The sequence below is a fragment of the Microbulbifer sp. ABH2_005 genome (genome assembly GCF_056160005.1).
In genome coordinates, this window is record NZ_JBSWWI010000001.1 from 2,793,786 (window position 1) to 2,814,045 (window position 20,260).

The 20,260-nt window shown below is 46.3% G+C and carries 16 protein-coding genes; 10 read left to right on the forward strand and 6 right to left on the reverse strand.

Translation table 11 applies throughout. From position 1 onward, the window contains the following. Both ACXAFI_RS12160 and rdgC read left to right on the forward strand, forming a co-directional pair. A complete protein-coding gene (locus tag ACXAFI_RS12160) occupies positions 1–1,131 on the forward strand; it encodes an alkaline phosphatase family protein (RefSeq protein WP_475109018.1) in 1,131 nt (376 codons plus the stop codon). Positions 1,132–1,308: 177 nt separating this feature from the next. Beyond that, complete coding sequence (gene rdgC, locus ACXAFI_RS12165) at positions 1,309–2,301, forward strand: recombination-associated protein RdgC (protein ID WP_475109019.1); 993 nt, start codon at positions 1,309–1,311, stop codon at positions 2,299–2,301. Positions 2,302–2,445: 144 nt separating this feature from the next. Here the strand turns inward: rdgC and gndA are convergent, their stop codons facing one another. Beyond that, positions 2,446–3,966, reverse strand: coding sequence for an NADP-dependent phosphogluconate dehydrogenase (gene gndA, locus ACXAFI_RS12170; protein WP_475109020.1), 1,521 nt, complete (start codon positions 3,964–3,966; stop codon positions 2,446–2,448). Positions 3,967–4,571: 605 nt separating this feature from the next. After that, positions 4,572–5,747 carry a serine hydrolase domain-containing protein gene (locus ACXAFI_RS12175; protein ID WP_475109021.1) on the reverse strand — a complete coding sequence of 392 codons (1,176 nt, stop codon included), beginning with the start codon at positions 5,745–5,747 and terminating at the stop codon, positions 4,572–4,574. A gap of 712 nt (positions 5,748–6,459) precedes the next feature. On the opposite strand from ACXAFI_RS12175, the gene ACXAFI_RS12180 reads away from it, so the two are divergent. Continuing rightward, complete coding sequence (locus tag ACXAFI_RS12180; protein WP_475109022.1) at positions 6,460–6,942, forward strand: hypothetical protein; 483 nt, start codon at positions 6,460–6,462, stop codon at positions 6,940–6,942. A 294-nt stretch (positions 6,943–7,236) separates the two neighbouring features. Here the strand turns inward: ACXAFI_RS12180 and ACXAFI_RS12185 are convergent, their stop codons facing one another. After that, positions 7,237–10,245 (reverse strand): TonB-dependent receptor, encoded by a 3,009-nt coding sequence (locus ACXAFI_RS12185; RefSeq protein ID WP_475109023.1) that lies wholly within the window; start codon positions 10,243–10,245, stop codon positions 7,237–7,239. A 576-nt stretch (positions 10,246–10,821) separates the two neighbouring features. Then, a complete protein-coding gene (locus tag ACXAFI_RS12190; RefSeq protein WP_152452674.1) occupies positions 10,822–11,337 on the reverse strand; it encodes an RNA polymerase sigma factor in 516 nt (171 codons plus the stop codon). 772 nt (positions 11,338–12,109) lie between these two features. Here ACXAFI_RS12190 and ACXAFI_RS12195 point away from each other — a divergent pair. The 6 genes from ACXAFI_RS12195 (at position 12,110) to ACXAFI_RS12220 (ending at position 17,391) form a co-directional block, all read left to right on the forward strand. After that, positions 12,110–13,582: an alpha/beta hydrolase gene (locus ACXAFI_RS12195; protein WP_475109024.1), complete on the forward strand. Its 1,473-nt coding sequence runs from the start codon at positions 12,110–12,112 to the stop codon at positions 13,580–13,582. A 121-nt stretch (positions 13,583–13,703) separates the two neighbouring features. Beyond that, positions 13,704–14,798: a PaaI family thioesterase gene (locus ACXAFI_RS12200; RefSeq protein ID WP_475109025.1), complete on the forward strand. Its 1,095-nt coding sequence runs from the start codon at positions 13,704–13,706 to the stop codon at positions 14,796–14,798. A gap of 145 nt (positions 14,799–14,943) precedes the next feature. Next, on the forward strand, positions 14,944–15,477 hold the full coding sequence (locus tag ACXAFI_RS12205) for a DUF2058 domain-containing protein (RefSeq protein ID WP_475109026.1): 534 nt from the start codon (positions 14,944–14,946) through the stop codon (positions 15,475–15,477). An 8-nt stretch (positions 15,478–15,485) separates the two neighbouring features. After that, complete coding sequence (locus tag ACXAFI_RS12210; protein ID WP_475109027.1) at positions 15,486–16,043, forward strand: DUF1415 domain-containing protein; 558 nt, start codon at positions 15,486–15,488, stop codon at positions 16,041–16,043. Between the two features lie 3 nt (positions 16,044–16,046). Next, on the forward strand, positions 16,047–16,634 hold the full coding sequence (locus ACXAFI_RS12215; RefSeq protein ID WP_475109028.1) for an endonuclease dU: 588 nt from the start codon (positions 16,047–16,049) through the stop codon (positions 16,632–16,634). Between the two features lie 247 nt (positions 16,635–16,881). After that, positions 16,882–17,391, forward strand: a complete 510-nt coding sequence (locus ACXAFI_RS12220; RefSeq protein WP_475109029.1) for a 6-carboxytetrahydropterin synthase — start codon at positions 16,882–16,884, stop codon at positions 17,389–17,391. Positions 17,392–17,537: 146 nt separating this feature from the next. On the opposite strand, the gene ACXAFI_RS12225 is transcribed toward ACXAFI_RS12220, so the two are convergent. Both ACXAFI_RS12225 and ACXAFI_RS12230 read right to left on the reverse strand, forming a co-directional pair. Continuing rightward, positions 17,538–18,020: a hypothetical protein gene (locus ACXAFI_RS12225; RefSeq protein WP_475109030.1), complete on the reverse strand. Its 483-nt coding sequence runs from the start codon at positions 18,018–18,020 to the stop codon at positions 17,538–17,540. Positions 18,021–18,274: 254 nt separating this feature from the next. Then, complete coding sequence (locus ACXAFI_RS12230) at positions 18,275–18,760, reverse strand: hotdog fold domain-containing protein (protein WP_475109031.1); 486 nt, start codon at positions 18,758–18,760, stop codon at positions 18,275–18,277. Between the two features lie 499 nt (positions 18,761–19,259). Here ACXAFI_RS12230 and ACXAFI_RS12235 point away from each other — a divergent pair, with 499 nt between their 5' ends. Further along, positions 19,260–20,180, forward strand: a complete 921-nt coding sequence (locus ACXAFI_RS12235; protein WP_475109032.1) for a haloalkane dehalogenase — start codon at positions 19,260–19,262, stop codon at positions 20,178–20,180. Positions 20,181–20,260: the final 80 nt, after the last annotated feature.

Genomic DNA, 20,260 nt, shown 5'->3' on the forward strand with positions numbered 1-20,260 from the left:
ATGAAAGCATTTCTTATCACGCTATTGGCAATGGCAATTTCGACTGCCTCTTATGCCGCAGACAACCTGGTCCTTGTAACCATTGATGGCCTTCGCTGGCAAGAGGTATTCAATGGATACGACCCTGAGCTTATCAATCACGAAAAATATACCGAAAATAAACAGCAGTTGATTGAGCGCTTTGGCGGCAAATCTGTGGAAGAAAAACGCAAACAGTTATTGCCTTTTTTGTGGAGCACTGTAGAAAAAAAAGGAACACTCGCTGGAAATCGCCACAAAAATTCCCTGGCTAACATCACCAACGGCTGGTGGTTTTCCTACCCTGGATATAATGAAATTTTAACCGGTCGTGCGGATCCAACAATAAATTCCAATGAACCAGTACCCAATTCAAATATTACCTTTCTTGAGTGGCTCAATAGAAAATCTCATTTTAAAGATCACGTGGCCGTTTTTGGTAGCTGGGGAGCTTTCTCAGCCATTATCAACCGAGAACGCAGCGGTGTTTTTATCAATGCGGGACTAGAAACAGCAGACTGGCCGCGCCTTTCACAACGCGCTCGTTTTCTTAATGAGCTTCAGGAACAATTACCAGTATTCTGGCCCGATGTAAGACCTGACGCCTTTACCTGGGGACTGGCCAAGGAATACTTAATTCAGAATAAACCCAGAGTACTGTATATCGCCCTGGGAGAAACCGATGATTTTGCCCACGATGAGCAGTATCACCAATACCTGGATTCAGCCCACCGCAGCGATGCCATCCTGGCCGACCTGTGGGAGACGCTGCAATCCATTGAAGGTTATCGGGACAATACCAATTTGATGATCACAGTAGATCATGGACGCGGCAATGCGGCTGAGGCATGGCCGCACCACGCCAGTGGCCCAGCCCTAACCCAGTATTTCGGTAAGGCGGATCATCCACATAAAGATGGCATACCCGGGTCCAATGAAATCTGGCTGGCAACCCTGGGCCCGGATTTTAAAAGATTTGGGGAACTATCCGGCGGCCCTGCCCTTTACCAAAACCAAGTGGCCGCAACCGCGCTCCAGCTACTGGAACTCAACCCCATGGACTTTCACAGAGAAGCGGGCCCGGTTATGGCCAGTCTTTTAAAGGAAAAATAACCCTCAGCCACTGGGGGAGCGCCCATACTCCCCCTAGCCCCTTCACCCCCCAACTCCATCCAAAAGACGTACAAAAAACAGGCAATTCGTCTTTTGGAAACAGCTCACTAGCTGCCACGCCCCAGTTTCCGCATAATTAACGGCCGCACTCACAACTGAACACCAATGGCCTGATGTATGTGGTTTAAGAACCTTCGTATTTACCGCTTAACCAAAGAATTCTCCCTGGATGCCGAAAAATTAAACGAGCTTCTGGAAGCCCAGGCATTCGTGCCCTGCGGCAGCCAGGATAGTGTCCGCTACGGCTGGGTCTCTCCCCTGGGCAGACACGGCAATCAATTGGTACATGCCACCAATGGCTACCTGATGGTCTGCGCCAAGAAGCAAGAAAAAGTTCTACCAGCAGCCGTTATCAATGAGAAAGTAGAAGAACTGGCACAGGCCATTTCAGAAAAAGAGGCCCGACAGGTGGGCCGCAAGGAACGTCAAAACCTCAAAGATGAGGTACTGCTGGAAATGCGCCCCAAGGCTTTTGCACGGTCCCGCTTGCACTTCGCCTATATCGCCCCGCAGGAGGGCTGGGTAGTGGTTGATGCTTCCTCTGCCTCCGCCGCTGAAGAGTTATTGGAAAATCTACGCGAAGCCATTAGCAGCCTCGCGGTAGTGCCACTATCAGCCAAAAACTTACCGCAGCAGACGATGACCCACTGGCTTACCGCCCCCGAGGCCCCCGCTCAGTTTGATTTCGGCCACGAATGTGAACTGCGCGATCCAAAGGACAGCGGTAGCGTGATCCGCTGCAAAAACCAAGACCTATGTGCCGAGGAAATTCATAACCACTTGGTTGCCGGACTGCAGGTGCACAAGTTGGGACTGGTTTGGCGCGGTGGGGTCGACTTCCTGGTAGACGATCAACTCTCTCTAAAGCGGGTAAAGTTTAGCGATGAATTGCTGGAAAAAGCAGATGGCGCCGATGCCGAAAGTGCAGCACAGCGCTTCGATGCAGATTTCGCGGTAATGACACTGGAAATCTCAGCCTTGATTCGGGATCTGCTCAATGCCTTCGGTGGCATGAATACCGAATCTACCAGTGTAGAGGAGATTGTCGCCAAAGCCTCCCGCTCTGAAGCTGAAGACCTATCGCGAGAAGTAGAGGAAGTAGTCTTTTAATATCCTCGCCTCACAGCAAAAATATTGCGCTTAGGAGTACACTTAGTGCTTTGAAGTGGTAACCAGCTACCAATTCACCGAGTCCGAGTGGGGCAAAAGCCCCACTCAGGCCCATAGTGCCAGTAGCTGATTTTTTTATCTTTACTAAATCTCTACAACCGGGCGGCCCGGCTCATTCCACTGTACGTGGTACTTGCGCTGCTCGGGCTGATCTACACGTGAAAAAGTATGCGCGCCGAAGAAGTCCCGCTGCCCTTGCAACAAGTTGGCAGGCAGGGATTCCGAGCGGAAGGCGTCGTAATAACTTAGGGCCGAAGACAGCGCAGGCACCGGAATACCGTTCAGCGTTGCACTGGCAACCGCCTGACGCCAGTTAGCCTGGTGGTCGGCAATCTGCCGGGTAAAGAAGTCATCTAATAACAAGTTAGAGAGTTTGGGGTCTCGGTTGTAGGCATCACTAATGGACTGCAGGAATACCGCGCGGATAATACAGCCGGCGCGCCAGATTCGTGCGATTTCCGAGAAGTTCAGCTGCCAGCCCTGCTCCCGCGCAGCCAGTTTCATCAGGTCAAAGCCCTGAGCGTATACGCAGATCTTGGCACAGTAGAGAGCATCGTGTAGCTGCTGAATAACCTCCTCGCGTTGCTCTGCCGCCACCGGGGTGAGCTCCGGACCCTTGAGTTTCATTGCGGCACGAGTGCGCAGAGTTTTGCGGGTAGACAGGGAGCGAGCGTAAACCGCTTCGGCAATGCTCGGCGCCGGACATCCCACTTCCAGACTACTAATAGCAGTCCAAAGACCGGTCCCCTTCTGGCCCGCACGATCCAGAATCACATCCACCAACGGCTGTTCGGTAACGGAATCCAGGGTAGACAGTACTTCCGCACTGATATTAATTAAATAGCTGTTCAATGGGCCGCGATTCCACTCACGGAACACTTCGGCAATCTCCGCCGGTGACATCGCCAGGGCACTGCGCATCACGTGGTAAGCTTCGCAGATCATTTGCATATCCGCGTACTCAATGCCGTTATGCACCATTTTCACATAGTGCCCAGAGCCAATAGGGCCGATATAAGCCGCACAGGGCTCCCCACCTTTCACCGGGTTACCTGGCTCAAAGCGCTCGATGGGCTGACCGCTGGCCTTGTCTACTTTGGCCGAAATTGCGTGCCAAACGGGTTCGATACGACTCCAGGCGTAGGGATCGCCACTGGGCATCAGAGACGGTCCAAAACGCGCACCCACTTCACCACCGGATACCGCCGTAGTGAAGAAAATCAGCTTACCTTCATAGCGCTTGGCACGCTCTACCGAATCAGTCCAAAGGCTGTTGCCTGTATCCACAACAATGTCATCGGCCTTGAGGCCAGCATCCAACAGTTTGCTACAGACATCATCTACTGGCGCCCCTGCAGGCACAGAGAGAATGATCAGGTGCGGTGCTTTGACCTTAGCCAACAACTCGGTGTATGAATTACAGATTTCTACACGTGCAGGCTGATCACCACGTTCTTTTTTATCCTGCTCCAGCAGTGCATTGAGCCGGTTGTGATCCAGGTCGAAGGCACAGACCCGGTAGCCATTATCGGCCAAGTTCAGGATCAGGTTCTTACCCATCACACCGGCGCCGATAAAGCCAATATCGCACTGTGAATCAGACATCAAATTCTCCGTCATAAGATAGGGGGGCTTTCAAGGGCGCGGAGTATAGCAACATGAATCAATGGTCGGGAGGGTAAAAATTCATCAAAGTAGCCTTATCCCTCCAAAGGTACATCAACTACCAATAGGGTTTAGCCGATCACTAGCTTCAGGCGGTAAAACTGACCAACCCACCAAATATAATGCCACCAAAAGCCAACGGTGAAGATTTACGAGTAAAAGAGCTAAATCAACAACATTAAGAGGTAAGACTGATACAAATTACCAGAGAACTGCCAATAGGCAGGGATTATAAGAAGGCCTAATAGACCTCAATGAAGAGATTTAACTTATTAAACTTGTTGGAAACAGTGATACCCTTTACCAAGCCTCTAGGTTTAACAAACATCACTTATTAACCCCTTTCAAGGGAATTAATAAGTATCGATCAATCACGGAATTACTTTGAAACAGCATCGCTCGGCTACCTTTTAGAACAGCCGTCAGAAATAAATTTACAAATAGATGAAAATTTCTGTTGGTTATGAAGAGCCTGTTTAGGAAATCTACTCAATTTCACGGTATTCCTAGAAACAGGCTCTGATAAGATCAGCTGAAAATTGTTACTATTTCTCGCCTGGAACCACCGCCTCCTTAAAAGCGGGGTATATATCCTTGAAGGCTAATATTGCATCAGTATTTGCACTATTAAAAGTAACACCAATTGCACGCCCTTTATCAGCAAAGATAATGGCATAGCTTAGGAAAGTACCACCGGAACCTGAATGGGTACTGACTCGTCCCAACCCTTCTTTGAACTTACTACCCCACCCCATAGGAAAGCGGTTATCTTTAGCCGCACCAAAATGCAACAATTGACAATACTCTTGAGTCAAAACTTTAGATTCCCCCTGCAAGCACTTCAAGTTCTCCATAAGCCATTTTCCATAATCCAGTACAGACAAACTAAGATCACCAGCCGGACCGAAAATAGTGGGTATGGTATTCTCTCCATTAGGATCGTCAGGAATAAGTTGACCGCCTTTACCAGGGATATGCCCATACACACCTTTACTATCATGTTTACCGGGCCAGCCGAAAATCGCATCAATTTCCAGAGGCTTGAAAACAAATTCTGTTATCAACTCCTCCCAGGGCTTACCGCTAACCTTTTCTAGCATAGAGGCAGCAAGCACATATCCAGCATTTGAATACCTGAATTCTTTGCCATCTTCCGCTGGTGAGGGAGGAAGCTCCAACATTTTGTAGACAAAATCTTTCCGAAGCTCCATTGCCTTTTTGGGGGAAAGTTCAGTATCCATAAATTTTTCTGGAATTTCAGAGAACTCTTCCTCCTCAGCCATTGGTTTGATCCAGGCCCGATGTGAAAGAAGGTTAGAAAGTGTTGCCTGGCCATAGTTGTTCGCTTTCTCTTTCGGTATTTCAGGAAAGATTTCTGAAATATGAGTATCCCAATCAATTTTTCCCTTTATGACAAGAATAGCTGCCAGATAAGCGGTAAAAGCCTTGGTGTTAGAGCCAATATGCATTGGATTATTAATGGAAACTGGAGTTTCTCCACCAATTACTTTAGTACCCTTAACACCCTGGTAAATTACTTCATCTGGAGATACAAAGACCCAAGAAATAGCTGGTATCTCATATTCGGAGATAGCCTTGTCAAGTGCTGCATCGAATAAAGCCTCTGCTTTAATGTTAGAGCTCTCTCCAGCAGCAAAACAAACTGTATAGCTTAGCAAGGCAATTAAAACCGATACAAATACAAAACCCCTCTTCAACATACAAATCCCTTAAATATAAAACTCTTATCACATAAGATATAAAATTATTATCTACTACAACCAATTACTGAAAGTGGATTAAAAACGCCCGTGAATTTTACATAAAATCGAAAGCCAATCAAAAGATTTTGACCGCTTATTTGGGTCAATTCACCTTACTTAATAGGAAGAGTTCCGAACAAACCATCAATCTAGAACATCAGCACAAATTATCACCCCGACAAGCGCTCAACCACCCCAGCACTACTTAAACAACCAATAAGAAAGACAGTGGATCCATTTGAGCACATATGAAACAGAGTTAACTGCAAACAGCTAGCTCTTTCTATACTTATTACAAACCCCTCAAATAAAAATATATTGCGCCTTCCACTTATCATTAGAACAACAAAATAGCGACCCATTTTTCATACAAGCAAATAAAAAATCAACCTAACACCCAAATAAAAAAAACATTAAAAACCGGCTAAAGCACACCAAAAAACTACGCGCTAATAGTCTTTAGAAGTAAGAAAACAAGCTAAATTTCGTATTCACATATCTTACACAACAAAAAACCAATAACTAACACAAACAATAATTTCACGTCGATTTTCTCTGCAAGACTCCCCCCGCTCTACCTACCGTGTCGTCTTCAATTATGAAAGGACTTCCTTTCCATCGATGATGCGACGTTAAAAACATATAACTTAGGTTTGAGGAAATTATTATTATGAAAAAGACCCTTACTGCAGCCACGCTTTGTATCGCTACCGCAGGACTGACTGGCTTGGCTAGTGCCGCAACTTGGTCGCCTTCTGGCGCTATCGCCCTGGCGAATGTTGGAAACTTAACAGTTAAGAAAGGTATTCAACTCACCTGCTCCCTCTCCGGCAGTGTCAACTCAACCGGTACAGATGCTTCAGTAGGCAGCTTAGCGTTATCGGGAGGCTTTTTGAATATGTGCAACAGGGTTACTTTTAACAACTTACCCTATGAATTGGTTGGACACTCCAACAATAATGTCACCTTAAAGAATGTATCTGTTGCCGCTGTAACAGGAAATTGCGTGGGAGACCTTGTGGGTACATTTAATCAGGGAAATGGAAGAATAACCTTTAATAACGCACAAATCCCAAGCTCAGGGAGCGGCAGTGATTGCTTTATTAACGGCGTAATCTCAACCAATCCGCAATCATCATTTACCGTCCCCTAGCAAGAACGAAGTAAAAAAAACATAGAAATACCGCTAGTTTTTACTAGCGGTATTTCTTTAATGAGACCTAATAAAAACTTAAGCGTTATTGCTCGCCCCATTTAGCGCACACATCAAAATTAGTGCACACATTATAAGATCAAGATATTCGAAAGAGCCTCTAAAATCTTTAATATATATCACTAAAATTACTGACAGTAGTTTTTGACTGGCAATGCCGAGTTATTTGGAGCGCCACAACAAACCAACAAAAATTTCATCTGTCAGCTCATCGCGGCACCTCCAAAAAAAACATTAGAAGCCTTTACTGATACTAAAGCCAACTATACGCGGCTCTAAAGTAAAGACATTTGTAGTGAGACCTGAGTCATCACTATTGGTAAATAAGTCAGTGATTGGTGCATCATCGAAGATGTTCTTCACATAGAGCTGCATATACAGCTCCGAATTAGGATTACTCAGGCTGACAGAGGCATTCAAATTGCTCCATGCTTTTAGGCGATCATAATCGGTATTATATACACGTGCATAACTCTCTGATTGCCGATAGTAATCGGCGCGCAGGGTAAGATCCCAGTCTTCGATAGGTATAGTGTGCTCCATCCCTAAATTTAGGGTAAAGCGTGGGGCATTAGGAAGCTCATTACCACTCAAGTCAGCCGCAAAACCTCGTGCTCCATTTGGTGCATCAGTAATTGGGTTATAGGGTTCTGATAGTAACCAATCAAAATATTGGTCGGATTCAATTTCCGGTGTAAATGATCCCCATCTACCCGTAGTATCACACAAAGCCCAGAGCATTAATGGATAATCTATTGCAAAGGTTGCCTCAACCACGTCCTTTGGAGCAATACAATTAGAAGGTACTTGAAGGCTTGGCCTCACTACGAGCCAGTCTTCATGCCCCTGAGTACGATTCATTACATCGATAGACTCTTCACCATCCGCGATACGGGTCTTCAGATAACCCATATTCATATCCAGCCGAGTGCTGTCTGTAAGCTGCCATGCTAATTCCAGCTCAAGCCCCATACTCTCCGCATCAAAGTTTTCATTTAATGAAATACGGTCAACGATTTGGGAAACTTGATAATCGCTATAGTCATAGTAAAAAGCGTTAGCATTAAGCGTTAAACTCCCATCAAGCAAAACATTCTTTGTCCCAATTTCAATTGCATTAACAAATTCAGGTTCAAAGGTTTCATCTAAAGGTTGATATTGCACAACATTGGGATCAATATCTGCACGAGGAGGGTTGGTACCGCCCCCTTTATAACCGTGAGCAAAGGAGAGGTAAAACATAGTTTCATCGGTAAAAGGCGTATCTGTACGCCAGTCTAGCACGGCGCGCCCCGTATACTCCTTCCAGCTTTGAGTAACCTCGTCATCCTCAGGGTATCCTTTATAAACCAGTCCCCCAGAGGCCGAGCCAGGAACAACCTCACCCGTATCATTATTAGTTTCAGTCCCCAATAATAATTGACTGGGTACCGGCGTGGAGCGCTTGCGATCATCGGTATAACGCAAACCAGTAGTTAACTTCACATCATCAGTAATTTGCCAGTAGGCCTCTCCGAATAGGGCCCAAGAGCGCGTCTCAACCAAGTTGCGACTAAGGAAATAGTTGTGACCTTCCTCATCTATGTTTGCTAACGAGTTATAATCCACATACATGCAATCTTGAAAACCCTCTTTACTCTGAGGATCCGTACAATTCACTGAGCCCAATCCAGACTCAGGATCATAGACTCCATTGTATACATGCTCAGCAATCAGGGTGAACATATTGTTAAATACAAAGTAATCATCCTGAGTTTTAAAATCCAGGTAGTTTGCACCTACTGAAAAATTCCAAGGCCCATCAAAAGATGTTTGAAGTCTGAATTCCTGACTCCACTGCTTGTTATCAGATCGGCTGATATCCACTGCTAATATCCCCTCTGAAGGACCTAGCTGTGGATCGGTATAAACTCCATCCGGCGTAGGGCCTGGGTCCATTCCAAATTCAGTAGAGTCACTAAAAATCGCATCGGAAACATACCGGTTGTAGTCTTGGGAAGAGTAATAGTCATCCTTGGCGTAGGTTGACTGAGAAAAAAACGTCAGAGTATCACTCAATTCCCATGAAAAATTTAATTGCACCAGGTCATTTTCAGCACGAAACACAGGATCAAAACTAGTAGCGATCTCACGCAAATCTCTGGATTGCTCGGCATTGGCATAAGGATTGGGAAGAAACTCCTTCATTACCGGGTAATAACCAAAAAGAAGTGCTTGCGGAGCAACAACAAATGCAAGTCCCTTAGCATTTGTCGTACCATACGCTTCATCACTATAGATTGAGCCAGGTAAACAACCTTGACTAAAGAAACCCCTATAATTCTCAGGTACTTCAGTATCCCCTATCTTTGAAATGCCTGGATCTGTAGTACAGAGCTGCTTCCCAGTACGTGAGCGCTTATCGTCTTCTTCAAAGTGCTGCCAGATTAAGTTGGCGCTAAAATTATCGGCAGGCTTCCACTCAAAGATTGCACGAGTGGAATAGAGGTCGCGATCATTCACATCATTTCCGGTATAAGTATTGGTATCAAAACCATCTCGCTTGGTCATAGCACCGGAAAGACGAAGGGCTAAAGTATCGCCCATGGGCAGATTAAACATACCACTAGTGCGTTTGGAGTTATAATTGCCTATTTCCACCTTAATTTCAGAATCCAATGCATCACCCGGCATTACCGGCAGCATGTTAACCACACCGGCGGTAGCGTTGCGGCCATAGAGTGTGCCCTGAGGGCCCCGTAGCACTTCTACCCTCTGGACATCAAAAAATTCTTGCTCGAATAGCCGATTCCGAATCAATGGCGCATTGTTAAAACTCACTGCCACTGCTGGATCCGTAGCCGCAGAGACCGCTTTGGTACCCACTCCCCGAATGGAAAAGTTATAGGTACTAAAATTAGATTTGGAGAAATTTACATTCGGCACTGCCCGCAGTAGCTCCTCACCACGTTCGATCTTCAAGGCATCCATGTTGTCCCCCGAGAGTGCAGAAACTGCAATAGGGACATCCTGGATACTCTCTTCAATCTTTTGGGCCGTTACCGTCACTTCCTCAATAGGCTGTTTGGAGCGGCTACTTCTTTCAGTATCCTGCCCATCTTGGGCAAGCACTCCAGAAGGAGTAATAGACATTGCTAGGCATGTTATTGCAGCACTGTACCAAGGGGTTGTTCGATTAAGCGGATTGGTGGCACGAATCGCTTGTGCAATCAAATTCTTTTGCTTACGCAGGCTCATCATCATTCTGATTCTCTCTATTATATTTTCTCTATTTTTCTGTCAGCCAAACACCACCTTATCTCAGGCCTAACCAGGTTAAAGACGCATTTCAATTTCAATCGGGGGGATACCCCTACCTATCAAAGCTTTTTTCTATATACACACCCCCTACAACCAAAAAATTAACCCAATCAAATTAACATAAAAAAACAAAAGCAATGACCAAACATTCCAGTGACCAACCGTTCAGTCAACATTTATATAAGGATTAGTTTCCAGCAAGGGAATGCAGGTTTTCTCTATCTTTCACTCCTGAAAAACCTTCAGGAGTGTAGTTCAAGCTAGCAAAAGTGGATTTAAAATTTGGAAATGCAAGCGGATAGAGGAGCGCACTTACGAAGCAGGGTAAACCCATCTTAAACTTAACAAATCTCGAAGTATTTAGATTGCTTGTTGACAAAGAGTCAGAACAACTATTCTTCGATTAACACTACTGGAGCACACTGGAAGCATTTTGAAGCATCTAACGATTGGGCAATATTCCTACCTCATCAGCCTTAACCTGAAGGATAATTATATTAAAATATTTGAGAGAAAGAGCTACGGAACCTCTTCCAAAGCCCTCCTCAGTTTTATCAGTGCGCGCTGAATAAGCTCCTTTACCGACTCTTTGGAAATACCCATACGTTCGGCAATATCCTGATAGGTCATACCTTCAAAGCGGTGAAATTTGAATGCAGCCCCTGCTCGGGGTGGCAACCCTAAAATCGCCTTCAATACGCATCGACAATCCTGTATACCGATTACTGTACGTTCAGGCGTGATCACATCGGGAATATCCAAATCTTGCGAGAGTGATTCATGGAGCGTTCGGCATCGGGACTTTTGGTATCGGCTATGACTAACCAAAAGATTTTTAGCAACTGCAAAAATATAGCTTCTTGGGTTTTCAATCTCTATATCGGATTGATTAAGGTGCCAATGTAACTGAGCAAAAACCTCCTGCACCAGATCATCAACATCAGCAGAGTTTACTCTAGATGAGAAATATCGCCTCAACCTTGGAAGGTACTCATCCACCCAAGGAGAAATATCTTTTTGATAAAATTTATCCATAGTGAAACACACACGTGATTCAACTAATTATTTAGCATCCTTCAACACAGAAAAGATTAGACAAACAAACAGAACAACATACATGAGAATGGAAAAATTTATTTTTATAATTAACTTAAGACAACACCCCCACAACACTAAAAACAAGCAAAACACAGCAAACGCTTGGCGGCAGCTACCATCAAGAAAAATCATCGACCTCAAAAAACTACAATTACATTAACGGAGAATAACCGCACAGGAAATTTAGATAAACTTCTCTCAGAAGTCTTCAAGCAGAATAGAACGCCTTTTTCACGACAAGCAACATCAACCCATACAATCACTAAGCAAGCTCATACACCTCACTCACCTAATACATCCCAAGCCGGAGTTAATCGTTTATTCTTAACCAAGCTGAACGTTACCTGGCAATCGATCTTCTTAATCAACACCGCCCTGCCCTTAGCGACACCAATAGTCCCAATACCCTACTAGTACGATTGTGAAAAGTTTATGAAATAAAGAGCAGCATATAAAGTCAGTGTGACTATTAAGACTTTTATGCTTTTTGTGACAACCTGTCTATTTAGCGAAATCAAGACTGACCAAAGAAGAATGATGGCCTAAAACGCTACATCGATAAATATCAAGCTTTCCCTATAAAGGATTGAAATAAGTTCGCCTAGCAAGGAAAGCCCGAGAAGATTTCTCATCCTGTTGTCAATTGGCTCAATCAATATTTTTCAAGTATAAAATACGAAAAATTCGATCTAAGGAAGGACACTAGTCAATGCGTTTTATCTTCAACCACCCCTTGATTAAGGGGATTCTATTTTTAGGCCTCCTCACTAGCACAGCAATCACCCATGCAGAGCCCGCTAAAAACGAGGAATTATTCACTTTTACAACCTGGAACAAACAGACCGCGGATGGTCTTAAGGGCTTCTTTGAAGTACCAGAAAATCGCGGTATTCCTAAAAGCCGCTCGCTAAAAATTCACTATGTACGCTTTCCTGCAACCGGAAAGCAACCGGGCCCACCCATCATCTATCTAGCTGGTGGCCCAGGCGGGTCGGGTATTATGGCCGTTAACTACCGTTTTGATATGTTTATGGCCCTGCGGGAGTACGGCGATGTCATCGCCTTGGACCAGCGGGGCACCGGCCGCTCAAACGATCTTCCTAACTGTGAATCCCGACAAGTGGTTCCCGCACTGGAAAAAATCTCCGACGCCAAATACATCGAATATCATCGCGAAGCATTGCGAGAATGCTTAACATTCTGGCGCGAAAAAGGCATCGATCTCTCGGGCTATAATACCCTGGAAAATGCCCGCGACCTGGAAGCCCTACGCCAACATCTGGGCGCAGAGAAAATTGTCCTGTGGGGCACATCTTATGGCAGCCATCTGGCCTTAGCGGCATTGAGGGAAATCGAAGGCTCGGTCGATAGAGTTATTCTTTCCAGCGCTGAGGGCCTTGACCAGACTGTTAAACTACCTGCACGAACTGAGTCTTACCTGGACCGTCTGCAAATAGCCGTGGATCAACAGCCCTCCGCTAAAGCTGCCTACCCGGATATCAAGGCACTGATCAAAAGAGTGCACACAAAGCTGGAGCGGGAACCAATTAAAATTCAGATCCCTCAGCGAGATGGCGGAAATCTGGATTACCTACTTCAACGCCGGGATATGCAGCGGATAGCTTCCTCTTTTATCGCTGACCCCAAAAGTGCCGCCTATTTATTGGGTTTCTACCGCTCGATCGATTTGGGGCAGGTACCAGCTTTTGATCAGGTGCCCAAACGTTACTTCCCCGATGGATTCCACAGCCCGGGAACGCCAATCTCCCTGCACGCCATGCCAACGGCAATGGATATTGCCTCAGGTATGAGTAAGCAACGCAAGCTACAAGTGAGGGAGCAAGCCGAAAACGCTTTGCTTGGTGACTACCTCAACTTTTCCTATCACTATGATGGATTGGCCAGGGAGCTTGACCTGGGTGAGAATTTCCGCAGTAACCCCCGCAGTGATATTCCTGTTTTACTTTTAAGTGGCACATTGGATGGGAGAACCTATATAGAGAGCCAACGCGAGGCAATGTCGGGGTTGGACAATGCCACTTTAGTGACAGTAGAAAATGCCGGACACAATTTATTTATGGCATCCCCCGAGATACAGGAAACCATCAACTTGTTTTTGGAGGGGCGCCCAATTGAAAAAACCACCCTAACCCTGAATTTGCCAGATTTTTCTCCGAAATAACTACTCCCCTCTGCCAATCAGCGGCAGGTCCAAAATACCTGCCGCAAAACCACCCCCACATTCCCTCGTTGACCAAGCCTTTGCACATTAATCTTGCAATAGATGAATTTGGAGGCGGGGGATGACCAATATCACCGACGAAGTTCATCGCGGTGCCATCTGTGACCTGCGAGCGTTGCAACAACCCGGTCTACAGACTTTCAAGCGATATATTCGAGGAAGTCTACCGGGACCGCCCTTTTGGCGGCTCACGGGCATGCAGCCAACGGAAGCGGGGCTTGGTAAAGCCACTTACTCAATGCCTATTACGCCCTGGCTGGCAGACGGTACCGGCGTTTACTGGGGTGGTATCTATGCGATGTTCGCTGACGCACCCCTCGCCTCCGCAATCTGGACCACCCTGCCAGCCGGTAAAGTACTCAGCACGTCTGAGCTGAACATGTGTTTTATCCGGCCTATTACCAGCACCACACAAAATATTGTCGGCAGAGCCACCACGGTGCACTCTGGTAGCCAGGTCGGCCTCTCCAGTATCCAGATTAATGACCAGGAAGGTAGAACCCTTGCTTATGGTAGCACCCGCTGCCTGATTGCTGACTTTCCGGTCAACCCAAATCAGGAATTGCCACTGCCAGACTTGGGGCCCACTGATCCACCAGATCCATACCTGAGACCTCCACCCAAGCCCTATTTTTGCGATATGGCGCACTTACCTGAGCAGACGCCCATTGAACTGCAGCGCACCACCATTAACGAGGGCCGCACTCACCCTATATGGATGCTTACCGGCTACCGCGCGATCGAAATCGAGAACGGCCGCTGTATCTCTACTATGCCCTCATCTCCCTGGTTCTCTAACGGCACCCTGTCTATCTACGGAGGGCTGCTGGCCTGGGCGGCGGACTTCACCATGGGGGGAGCCGTATATTCCACATTACCAGCGGGCAGTATTTTTGCCACCCTCGATATGCACATTCGCTTTGCCAGACCGGCCAAGCTAAATAGTGGGGATCTGATCCTCGAAGCTCAGGTTTTGCACCGCGGTCGCCAGCTAAGGGTTTCCTCCTGTAACATCGACACCCCCAGCGGCAAGCGCGTGGCTATCGCCACCGGCTCAGCACTAATGATTCCAGGGGGCGCACAGATGTTGAGCGAGGGTAAAGAACCCGATGAAATTATTGCTACCGCCACTTCCGGTAAGCCATGGACTCCCTAATTCAAATTCCCTGCCAGCACTAAGGCCATCTTCGGGTAAAATGCCCTACACCCATGTCAGGGAAACTCTCTGATTACAACTTGACCAAGTGGCCACCAAGCAAATGGCGGCTCATAATCCAATTCACAATTGCAGGATACAGACTATGGCCTCACTGCAAGACCAGCTATTACAAGCGGGACTCGTCGACAAGAAAAAAGCCAAGCAGATCGGTAAGGAAAAGCGCAAGCAGCAAAAGGTTGCAAAGAAATCATCACAGCCACAGGTTGATGAAACCAAACTGGCCGCGCAACAGGCCCGCGCCGAGAAGGCCGCACGGGATCGTGCACTGAATGCCGAACGCGATGCGGCGGCTCAACAAAAGGCCATCGCCGCACAAATCAAGCAACTGGTGGAAAACAACCGACAGCCCTACTCTGGCGAAACTGCTTACAATTTCACCTTTGATAAAAAAATCAAAACTATTTATGTCAGTGAGACACTGCGTGACCACTTAATAGCTGGCCGCCTGGTAATTGTCGCCCAGGGTGAACGCTTTGAACTGGTACCCAGAGTAATCGCCGACAAAATTGCCGAGCGCAATGCCGAGATCATCGTGAAGCCCGCAGAGACTTCCACTCCAATGGATGAAGATGACCCCTACGCTGACTTCCAAATTCCTGACGACCTGATGTGGTAAGCGAGTTCATGGAGCAAGATGTTACTCAGGTAGTGGAACAATGGCTCACCAATGTTGTGGTGGGCCTAAACCTTTGCCCTTTTGCGCGCAAACCCCAGCGCGCTGGCCAGATTCGCTACAAAGTCAGCGAGGCAGATGAGGATAATGCTCTACTAGCGGACCTCCTCAAAGAGCTTCAATTACTCGACAGCACGCCGGAAGATGAGCTACTAACTACCCTGCTGATTATTCCCAAACATCTTCAGGACTTTTCTGACTACAACCAGTTTCTCGATCTGGCTGAATGGCTTCTGGAGCGCAACCGCTACGAGGGCACCTACCAGCTGGCCAGCTTCCACCCAGACTATCAATTCGCAGGTACTGCCCCAGAGGACGCAGAGAACCTCACCAATCGTGCTCCCTACCCGATTCTGCACCTACTGAGGGAAGAAAACCTGGCCAAAATGATCGACCTCTATCCAGATCCGGAGAGCATTCCGGAAAATAATATCCAACGGGTCGAATCTCTTACTCAGGAGGAGAAGCTGCGGCTCTTTCCCTATCTATTCCAGCAAATGAAAACATAGCCGATGAAGCCCCTCGCAGAACTTCTTCGCCTGAAGAAAAGACTTCGCATTATTGGCTTTGACGATGCTCCTTTCCAAAAGGAACGGGGCTCACCGGTTAACATCAGTGGGATAATTTGTACCAACACCCGCTTTGAGGGCATGCTCTGGGGTAAAGTACAAAAGGATGGTATGGATGCCACCGAAGTTATTACGCAGTTACTGCAAAACAGCAAATTTTACCCACAAATTAACGTAGTGCTAATTGATGGCCTCGCCGTTGGAGGCTTCAACATCATCGACTTACCCAAGCTGACCGAATCACTAAGATGCCCTTGCATCGCCGTAATGCGCAGGCCTCCCGACATGTTGGCCATTGATAAAGCGCTAATGAATTTCTCTGATTACCCACTGCGCAGGCAAACTCTACTAAAAGCGGGTGAAATTTACTCTGACAGAGGGTTTCACTTCCAGGTACAGGGCTGTCCCCCGAATATTGCTGTCCAGGTGCTAGAGCAAGCTACCGATAACGGTAACGTACCTGAAGCCCTCCGGTTAGCACATATGATTGGTGCCGCGGTAATAACTGGGCAGAGTGGGAATCGAGCCTAAGCACTCCCTCTAAAAGCATATCTCATCCTACTTCTCGCCATAAATTCTCCCAGTATTTCCTTATAAAATAATGAACAATTGCTTAACTGCTTAACCCCTACCAATATAATCTGCCATTTAGAATTTGGTTTGTGCAGTTAAAAATATTATTAACCTCACATTGAAAACCTCATCCAGAAAACCTCAAAAAATCTATTATACTCATCAGCTAGTAGCGACAATCTAAGCAAATCAAGAGATCACCCCAATGGCTCAGCATTTCAATATCACCTACTGTATTGATCTCAATATTACCAAGAAAGTAAATTACGCCTATATCGAGGACAACTACCTGGAAGAGGGCTTTGTTGGGTATAGGTATCGGGTGGAATGTACATGCAGGGTAAAATACCAAGATCCACCCACAGATATGTCTTTCTTAAAAAGTATATTTAGAGCCGAGATTAAAGACTTATGTGATCACGCTACGATTATTGACTCTCAAGATCCCTTTCTAAAGGAAATCATCAGCTCCGATGAATTTACAAGCATCATCAACCAACAACAAAACAAGCCACATTTTATTCTAAAGAGTTCAAAGGTTGGGAAACTATGCATAACCCCCTTTAAACCAAGCTCTGAAAATCTTGCCAAAGCTTGGTATGAAGCCATTCGCCAAAAAATTATAACCCATAACTCTGGCCCAGATATCAAATTCGAAAAGATAAAAGTTTGGGAAACTAACAACTGGTATACAGAGTATTCCTCAAATCTATAAATCGTGAAAAACTTCAGAGTATCTGTAAAGTAAACTCGCCGGAGTAAAAGATTATTGAAAACAAAATTAAGGGAAAGGTAGGCTATTTCTTACTCACTCGCAAGAAGAAACAACCACCCATAAAACATATTCTAATACTGGGTTACCTATAGAATAACTGCCCGGTCCCTAGTGCTATCGGTAAAGAGTGCAATCAAAGAGAACTGACTAAACCCTTGATCAGTAGAGAGAAACTCCTTGCACCAAAAATGCAAGTCCTCAGAAAACATCCCCAGTGCAGCTTGCTTTTCACTGTCAGATTCATATTCGGATTCTTGTAATTGCTTTTCTAGCGCTATGAAATGACAGCGAACAACCACTCGAGAATCATTCTCTCTTTGGTCATCCGTGACAGACAATGTTAAAGTCGAAGCTAGTGGCTCCCAGTGGATCAGGAAAAAGCGGGAAGCATCGTTAACGTTTTGGTTAAATTTGGAAATGGCCAGCTCCAAGTTCTCAGCAAGATCCTGATAAATATCATCGCTGCATAGTGCCGGGCTTTCAGTACTATGTACTTCATACTCAGCAACACCTCCCTCGACCTCTTCAAAGGGAGATGTCGAATGATCCAGTTTCCAAATTAAACCCATAATTCCTCCAGGTAGTCGATCGATAACTATTACCAGCTGATCTATTTTACGACTTTCTGGACCTCTCTACACCCACTCCCCCCTTACAACTATCACCGACACCCACCTAGAACTGCTTAAGAGACCAGGTCTGATACGCCAAAGTTGTCGGGAAAAGGCCATGGAGGCCATCCAAGCCTTCTATGAAAGATAAATTTTGGCAATTTACGACAGGCTGTATGCGTGCTGACAAGCCACAGCCCATCGAGAAACCATTACTTGGTTACAGGACGTTGGGATACCCGCATAGTGATATCCGCGTGGAATACCTCCTCACCATTGGTATCGAAGACTCCCACCGGCATCACTACATCCCCAGCCTCAATGGAGGCAAAATCTGGATACTCACAAACCGCTCTCAGGTTGGTTTTCGCCATTTTCAGGTACTTGACTTCCATACCCACAGGAATCCAGCGGAAGCGGCGATCCAGAGAAACATCCAGACAAACCCCACCGGCAAGTTCAGCAGCATTGCACATGGCAATGGCATGCACGGTGCCGATATGGTTCGTCACAGTCCAGCGTTTCTTCAAAGATACCTCTACGCGCCCAGGTGATATTTGGGTAAAGCAGGGCTTGATAGACCTGAAGTAAGGTGCCTTGAAAGCGACAATCTTAGAAACTGCCCAGCGTCCAAACGCCGAACCACCAAACTTCTTCCAAAGCTGCAAAACTGCACTCTTCGAGGACTGATACTCCATCTTGTCTCACTACCTAAATTATGAACTGATTAGCCCCCGGTTATGGGGGCTGATATTGGGTGCACTATACAACACCTCTTTGCTCGTTCAGGTAATCAGATCTATCAGGTCAATTGACCCGCAAGTATGCCGGAATGCCGGAAGACCCAGGGCAGTGAGTGGTAACTTGTAGATAGATAGCTACAGCAGATCCCTTCCTGGAGCTCGCCATGCATGAATTTTAGATGAGAGAGCCATATTTTTAATATGGCAAGTAAGCTGGCAGTTAATAATGAAAATCGCCAGTCCTTAATCTCTATTCAAATTATAAAGATCAAAATCATGGGAATGGTCCTTTCCAGCAGGAGATTAAATTTTCGAAACCAGTGTATTTAAAACTCTAAGGAACCATTTATACACCTTGTCAACTTTATTCAGCCTATTTATTAGGCTATGGTTGAACGTCGAGGATTCACAGCATAAGACCACTTACCAACTTTTTAATAAAAGAGGGTTATCTATGTCTATTGAGCGATTAAGAACTCCCGAAGAACGCTTCTCCATTCTGCCTGGTTTTCCCTACCAACCTCATTATATCGATAGCCTGGATGGCTACGATTCCATGCGCATGGCCTATATTGATGAAGGAAACTCCAGTGCGGAAACGACATTCCTGTGCCTGCACGGAGAGCCAAGCTGGAGCTATTTATACCGCAAAATGATTCCAGTATTTGTTGAAGCCGGGCATCGGGTCGTTGCCCCGGATCTCTTTGGTTTTGGTCGTTCAGACAAGCCTGTGGATGACAAGGTCTATACCTTTAACTTCCATCGAAACAGTCTGATACAACTGATTGAGCACCTGAACCTTAAAAATATCACTTTGGTTTGCCAGGATTGGGGCGGCCTACTGGGACTCACCCTCCCTATGGATATGCCTGGTAGATTTACTCGTTTATTGGTAATGAATACCGCGATTGCAGCCGGGGATGGTGCCTCTGAAGGTTTTTACCACTGGAGAAACTTCTCTGTCAGTGTTCCAGAAATCCCGGTGGGTGGACTGATCGCCAATGATGCCAGATCTGAAGTTAATCTCTTGGATATAGTCGCTTATGATGCGCCCTTCCCAGACAACCGCTATAAGGCTGGGGTCCGCCGTTTCCCTTCGATTGTGCCGGTTGATCCCGGTATGGAGGGTGCGGAACTGGGGCTTAGAGCCAGGGAGTTCTGGTCCAGCAACTGGGAAGGCGATAGCTTTATGGCGATTGGAATGCGAGATGCTGTGCTCGGTGAAAAAGTAATGGCAATGCTGAGGAGCACCATCAAAAACTGCCCGCAACCTCTCAAAGTTGAAGAGGCCGGTCATTTCGTACAGGAGTATGGCAAGGAAATTGCTGAAAAGGCCCTAGCCCACTTTCAACTACAAAAGGTACCGGCCCAATAAACAACGATGAAAGGGAAGAATTGCAAATAGTTCTCTCCAGAGCAGGCCGTTCCCACGGCCTGCTTTCTGGGGATTTGAGT